The sequence below is a fragment of the Acidimicrobiales bacterium genome, assembly GCA_036273495.1.
GTDB lineage: Bacteria > Actinomycetota > Acidimicrobiia > Acidimicrobiales > JAJPHE01 > DASSEU01.
In genome coordinates, this window is record DASUHN010000224.1 from 1 (window position 1) to 5,927 (window position 5,927).

At 71.9% G+C, this 5,927-nt stretch carries 5 protein-coding genes; 3 read left to right on the forward strand and 2 right to left on the reverse strand.

What is annotated here, in order from left to right; all coding sequences use genetic code 11:
- Both VFW24_09490 and VFW24_09495 read left to right on the forward strand, forming a co-directional pair.
- Window positions 1-1,980: arylsulfatase (locus VFW24_09490; GenBank protein ID HEX5266994.1), on the forward strand; the 1,980-nt coding region annotated here is incomplete at its 5' end.
- Between the two features lie 41 nt (window positions 1,981-2,021).
- Window positions 2,022-2,918, forward strand: coding sequence for an LppX_LprAFG lipoprotein (locus tag VFW24_09495; protein ID HEX5266995.1), 897 nt, complete (start codon window positions 2,022-2,024; stop codon window positions 2,916-2,918).
- Here VFW24_09495 and VFW24_09500 read toward each other — a convergent pair.
- On the reverse strand, window positions 2,915-3,784 hold the full coding sequence (locus VFW24_09500; GenBank protein ID HEX5266996.1) for a hypothetical protein: 870 nt from the start codon (window positions 3,782-3,784) through the stop codon (window positions 2,915-2,917). The two genes, VFW24_09495 and VFW24_09500, sit on opposite strands and share 4 nt — an antisense overlap.
- Window positions 3,785-4,040: 256 nt before the next feature.
- Here VFW24_09500 and VFW24_09505 point away from each other — a divergent pair, with 256 nt between their 5' ends.
- A complete protein-coding gene (locus VFW24_09505; GenBank protein ID HEX5266997.1) occupies window positions 4,041-4,196 on the forward strand; it encodes a hypothetical protein in 156 nt (51 codons plus the stop codon).
- An 87-nt stretch (window positions 4,197-4,283) separates the two neighbouring features.
- Here the strand turns inward: VFW24_09505 and VFW24_09510 are convergent, their stop codons facing one another.
- Window positions 4,284-5,435 carry a PP2C family protein-serine/threonine phosphatase gene (locus VFW24_09510; protein ID HEX5266998.1) on the reverse strand — a complete coding sequence of 384 codons (1,152 nt, stop codon included), beginning with the start codon at window positions 5,433-5,435 and terminating at the stop codon, window positions 4,284-4,286.
- Window positions 5,436-5,927: the final 492 nt, after the last annotated feature.

Genomic DNA, 5,927 nt, shown 5'->3' on the forward strand with positions numbered 1-5,927 from the left:
GCCTATCCGGGCTACAGCTGCCGCGTCCCGCCGTCGGCGGCTCCGCTGCCGCGCGTGCTGCGCGACGCCGGTTACAGCACCCTGGCCGTCGGCAAGTGGCACCTCACCCCGCGCGGTGAGCGGGGAGTGGCCGGGCCGTTCAGCCGTTGGCCCCTCGGCTACGGGTTCGAGCGCTTCTACGGCTTCCTCCAGGGGGACACGAGCCAGTGGACGCCGCACCTGGTGTGCGACAACCACTACATCGAGCCTCCCGCCCGCCCGGAGGACGGCTACCACCTGAGCGCCGACCTGGCCGACCGGGCCGTCGGCTACCTGCTCGACCAGCACCACTCCGCGCCCGGCAAGCCCTTCTTCCTGTACCTGGCCCTCGGCGCCACCCACGCCCCCCACCACGTCCCGGTCGAGTGGATCGAGGCCTACCGCGGCCGCTTCGACCGGGGCTGGGACGAATGGCGGGCCGAGACCTTCTCCCGCCAGCAGGCGGCGGGGATCGTGCCGGAGGGCACCGTCCTCACCGAGCGGCCCGGCTGGGTCCCGGCCTGGGAGGACATCGGTGCGGAGGAGCGGCATATGCACGCCCGCCAGCAGGAGGTGTACGCCGCCTTCCTGTCGCATGCCGACGCCCAGATCGGCCGGGTGTTCGAGTTCCTGGCCGCCACGGGGCGGCTCGACGACACCGTCGTCGTGCTCACGTCCGACAACGGGGCCAGCGCCGAGGGCGGGCTGCTCGGGACGTTCAACGAGCACCGCTTCACCGCCCAGCTGCCGGAAAGCGTGGCCGGAAACGTGGCGCGGCTCGACCAGTGGGGCAGCTTCCGCTCCTACCCGCACTACTCTTGGGGCTGGGCCTGGGCCGGCAACACCCCGCTGCGGTTGTGGAAGCGCTACACCTGGCTCGGCGGCACCCGCACGCCCCTGATCGTCAGCTGGCCCGCCGGCATCGGCGCCGGCGGCGAGGTCCGCAGCCAGTTCTGCCACGCCGTGGACCTGATGCCCACGATCCTCGACGCCTGCGGAGTGGAGCGCCCGGCGGTGGTGGACGGGGTGGCCCAGGAGCCGTTCGACGGGGCCAGCATGCGGCCGACCTTCTCGGACCGATCCGCTCCCGAGATCCGCTCGACGCAGTACTTCGAGCTGCTCGGGTCCCGCTCGATGTACCACAACGGGTGGAAGGCCACCACCGACCACGTGTCCGCAGGCGTGCGCGACGAGGAGCTGCTGATGACCGGCAGCCGCGACTTCGCGACCGACCACTGGTCGCTGTTCCGGCTGGACGACGACTTCTCCGAGGCGCGCGACGTCTCCTCCGACCACCCCGGGATCGTCCGGCGCCTCCAGGAGATGTGGGCGGCCGAGGCGGGCCGAAACCACGTCCTGCCTCTGGTGAGCGACCTGATCAAGCGGTTCAGCGCCCTGATCGGCCCGGACTACCCGCCGGCGCAGCCGAGCGTGTTCCGGCCGGGCGGGGCGCCGGTGCCGGACGAGTCGGTCCCGGCGATGTGGGGCGGCTTCACCGTCACCGCCGTCGTCGACGTTCCCGACTCCGGCGCCGAGGGCATCCTCTGCGCCCTCGGGGACTGGTCGGGAGGTTGGGCGTTCTACGCCGTCAACGGACGGCTGGCCTTCGCCGTCCGTCCCGGCGGGGAGCTGGTCCGGCTGGCCTCGCGACAGGCGGTGCCCACCGGGCCCCAGCTGCTGTCGGTGCGCGGCACCCCGGCGCCGGACGGCGGCTGCCGTCTCTCCCTTCACTTCGGGAGCACCGAGGTGGCCGCCGGGGACTTCCCCCAACCGCTGCCCATCGTCCACCAGCACGGGGGCGCCGGGCTCACCCTCGGCCACGACCGCGGCTTCCCGGTCACCGACGACTACCAGCCCCCGTTCGCGTGGACCGGGACCCTCCATCAGGTGGTGGTGGACACGCCGGGCGGCCGCCCTCCGGCCGTGCTCGACGAGGTGCGCCGGGCGCTGCACGCCGACTGAGCGGTCCGGCACGGGGCTGACCCGTGTGGCAGCCTGGCCGGGTGCGCCCTCTCGTCCAGGTCGTGGCATCGGCGGCGGTGGGAATGACCGCTCTGGCCGCGTGCGGGGGCGGGAGCTCGCCGGCCGGATCGCCGCCTTCCGGTAACCCGGTCCAGGTGGTGGCGGCGGCAGCCACCGCCACCCAGTCGGCGGGGACGGCCCGGGCCGACATCGACATCTCCGCCGACTTCTCCGGGATCCCCGGTCAGAACACCAACACCATCCGGGTGACGGGCACGGGCGCGTTCGACGTGGGCCGGAAGCTCGCCCGCCTGGACATGGACCTGGGTACCGCTACCGCCCGTCACATCAAGGTCTTCGCCGACGGCAGCACGGTCTACATCAACACGGCCGGGCTCGGCCTGACCGGCGCCAAGCCGTGGATCAAGATGGACGCGTCGACCGCCGGCGCCGGATTGACCCCGCTCTCCGTGAACCCGTTCAGCGGCGCCCAGCTGCTGTCGAAGCTCACCAACGTGAAGGTGGTCGGCAACGGGACGGTGCGCGGCGCCGCCACCACCCAGTACCGCGGGACCCTGGATATGGCCGCCGCACTGAGCCAGATGGGCGGGTCGACGGCACGGTTGGGACAGCTGTCACCGGCTCTGGAGAACGCGCTGGCCGGAACGACGATGCCGGTGGACGTGTGGATCGACGGCCAGGACAGGTTGCGGCGTCTCGCCATGAACGTGGACCTGGCGCCGTTCATGCGGAAGCTCTTCCAGCAGTTCGGGGCCACCTCGGACAGCAGCCTGCCGCCCGACATGAAGGCGCTCATCTCGATCGACTTCAGCCTCTACGACTTCGGGGCCAACCTCGACCTCACGCCGCCGCCCGCCGGCGATGTCGGCCCCGCTCCCCCGAACTTCCAGCTACCGGGCGCCGGAACCAGCCTCTAGCCGCGGTGGTGCTTCCGCCCCGGCGGGGTGGGGGTCGGAGACGGAGACGGAGAGGACACCGCCCCGCACACCAGGTCGGCGTCGAAGCCGGTGCCGTCGGCGTACTGGGCCAGGGCGGGGTTCACGCCGGTGAACGCCGCCCCCTTGCACGTCGATGTGGCGGTGGTGGCGCTGCCGGCGCCCGCCACCCACGTCGGGGAGAGCGCCATCGGGTAGACCGGGGTGAACTCGGCGGCCCACGCCGCCTGGTAGATGGGCGCCGTGCTCACCGTGTAGCCCCCGGTGATGGTCGTCCAGTCACCCTTCGACGAGTAGATCCCCACGGCCGGGACCCCGGCGGAGCGGAGGTAGTCGACGCCGCCCTGGAGATCGGCGGCGTTGGCGGTGCCGTTGCCGTTCCAGGAGTTGGCGGACTCGACGTCGAGCCACCACGGCAGAGTGGCGGCGGAAGGGACGGTCACCTGGGCCGTGGCCAGGGCCGAAGCGGCCGCATGCCACCCGTAGTCGTAGGCACAGCCCGGGTCGGTGGTCGATGCGCTGTTGGCGCACAGGGCGGGGTCGCGGGCGCCCGAGACGGGCCAGTAGTGGCTGCTGTGCGGGGCCGGGTTGGCGGTGTTGGCGTACAGCCCCGCCCGGTAGGAGCGGCCCGCCGCCCAGGCGTACTCGGCGGCCCAGCACGGGCTGGCGGAGAATGGCAGCCCGTCGGTCACGCCGACGATCCCGAAGGCGCCGCCGAGCGAGCCGGCCGTGGTGCCCGTCGACCCGCTGCCGGCGCACTGCGGATAGGAGACGTCGTGGCCGACGGAGCCGGCCGGGGCCGATCCAGATCCGGCCCGCGCCGGGGGGACCACCAGCACCGTGGTCACACCCAACAGGAGCGCGGAGGTCCCGAATGCCGCCCTGACCGCCGCCGCCCGTCCCACCGGGCTGCTAATCGGCCGGAAATGGCCCTGGTTGAGCCGAGTTTCAAACTCGGCTCGTCCCGACAGGAACGCCGCGCCGCGCCGCGCCCGCAACGGTTGAAGCGGACGGCCGTTACAGACGGTTCGAAGAACCTCACCGCGGGTAGGTCGAGGCCCTCAACGGGGTTCCCCACGAACCCGACGACCTGGGAGGTGCGACATGGTGGGAGACGTACTCCTCGCTCTACTGATCACGGCCATCGCGGTCGTGCTCGGCGTGACGATCCATCCCGTTCTCTTCTTCATCATCGCCCTGGCGGTCATCTACCTGCTGGCCCGCCATCACGGCGGCCGCAGCCGCCGGGCCTACTTCTAGGTCGCGTGCACGGCCTGGGCTGGTCCTTCGCCGCCGGCGGGCGGGGCTGGGTGTGCGGGGAATGCTCTCCCGCGGCCCAGCGGTAACTCAGCCCTGCTCCCACTGCACCATCAACAGGGTGGCGTCGTCGCGCAGGCGGTCGCCGAGGTGGGACAGCACGGCCCGGGAGAGGCGCCGGAGGGTCTCGGATGTCGGAAGTCCCGACGCCGCCTCGCGTTCCAACGCCGCGGCCAGCCGGTCCCGCCCGTATCCCTCCTCTCCCCGGGCGTGGGCCTCGATGACCCCGTCGGTGAAGAACAGCACCCGGTCTCCGGGCTCGAGCGGAATCATCTCCTGGGCCTCTCCCGCCGGCCCCAGCCCGAGCGGCACGCGCGCGGGCACGTCGGGCCCGTCGATGACGCGCCCGCGCCGGACCACCATCGGGAGATGGTGGCCGGCGTTGAGCAGCTCGAGGCGGCCGGTGTCGAGGTCCAACCGGCCCAGGTGACCGGTGACGAAGTTGTCGGGGAACACCGCCGCCAGAGCCTCGTCGAGCCGCTCCGCCACCGACGGCAGGCTGAGACCGGCCCGGCGGGCATGCCGGTAGGTGGCGAGGGTGAGGGTGGCCAGGAGGCTGGCGGGCGTGCCGTGGCCCATGGCGTCGAAGATGGCGAAGTCCGCCGTGCGGCCGCTGACCGCGTAGTCGTAGGCGTCGCCACCCAGGTCGTAGGCGGGGGCCAGGACGGCGGCCACGGTCATGTCGGCGGCAGTGAGGCTCTGGGGTGGCAGGAGATCCCAGACCAGATCGGCGCCGATGGTCATGGGCCTGGTGCGCCGGACCAGCTTGAAGGTGTCGGTGTAGTTGGTCTTGGCGACCAGCAGCTGGGCAATGACGCTGGCGAGAAGCTGCGCCGTCGCCAGCCGGTCCTCGCTGCCGTCCGCACCGGCCAGCTCGAGCACGCCCAGCCGGTCGGTGCCGTCGAGCAACGGCACCCACAGCTGCGCGGCCTGCTGGCCCGCCTGCGGTGTGCTGGAGGCGAACACCCGTCCCGCCATGGTGCCGTCGATGGGTACGGGCGGTCCCGGATCGGCCGGCGGAAGCGCGTGCAGGGCACCCTGCTCGTGATCGACCAGGTGGACGACCGCACCGTCGAAGCCGACATCGCGGGCGGCGTCGCCCACGAGGGCGCCCAGCTCATCCGGACAGAGACTCGACGCCCGGTCCAGAAGTCTGCGCAGCGCCGGGGCGATATCGAGCACTCGGGAGCATCCCACACCCCCGCCCCGGTCGCGTCCTTCCCGATGCGGGAAACGTGCCGTCGGTGGAGGTCCTAAGAACGTACGCGAACAAGCGGCGGGAAACACAGGTTCTCCAGAGGTTGGCGGTGCGTCCGCCCAACCGTGCCTCCTCAGCATCCCATGTTGACAGCCCGCGAGTCAAGCGACAGCAAATACGGCTGAGCTCGGAGCAGATCCAGCAGCTGTGCGCCGCCTACCGGGCCGGTCGGCTGATCGACGACATTGCCGCGGAGTTCGGCATCCACCGGCACACCGTCATGTGCCATCTAAAGCGGGAACAGGTACCCCGACGATACCGGAAGCTCGATGAGGAGGCCATCCGGGAGGCCGTGAGGCTGTATGAGTCCGGCCTATCGATGGCAGCGGTCGGTGGCCATTTCGGTGTGGGAGCGACAGCCATACTTCGAGTTCTGCGCCTAGCCGGCATGCGACCACGGAGGCCATGGGAACGCC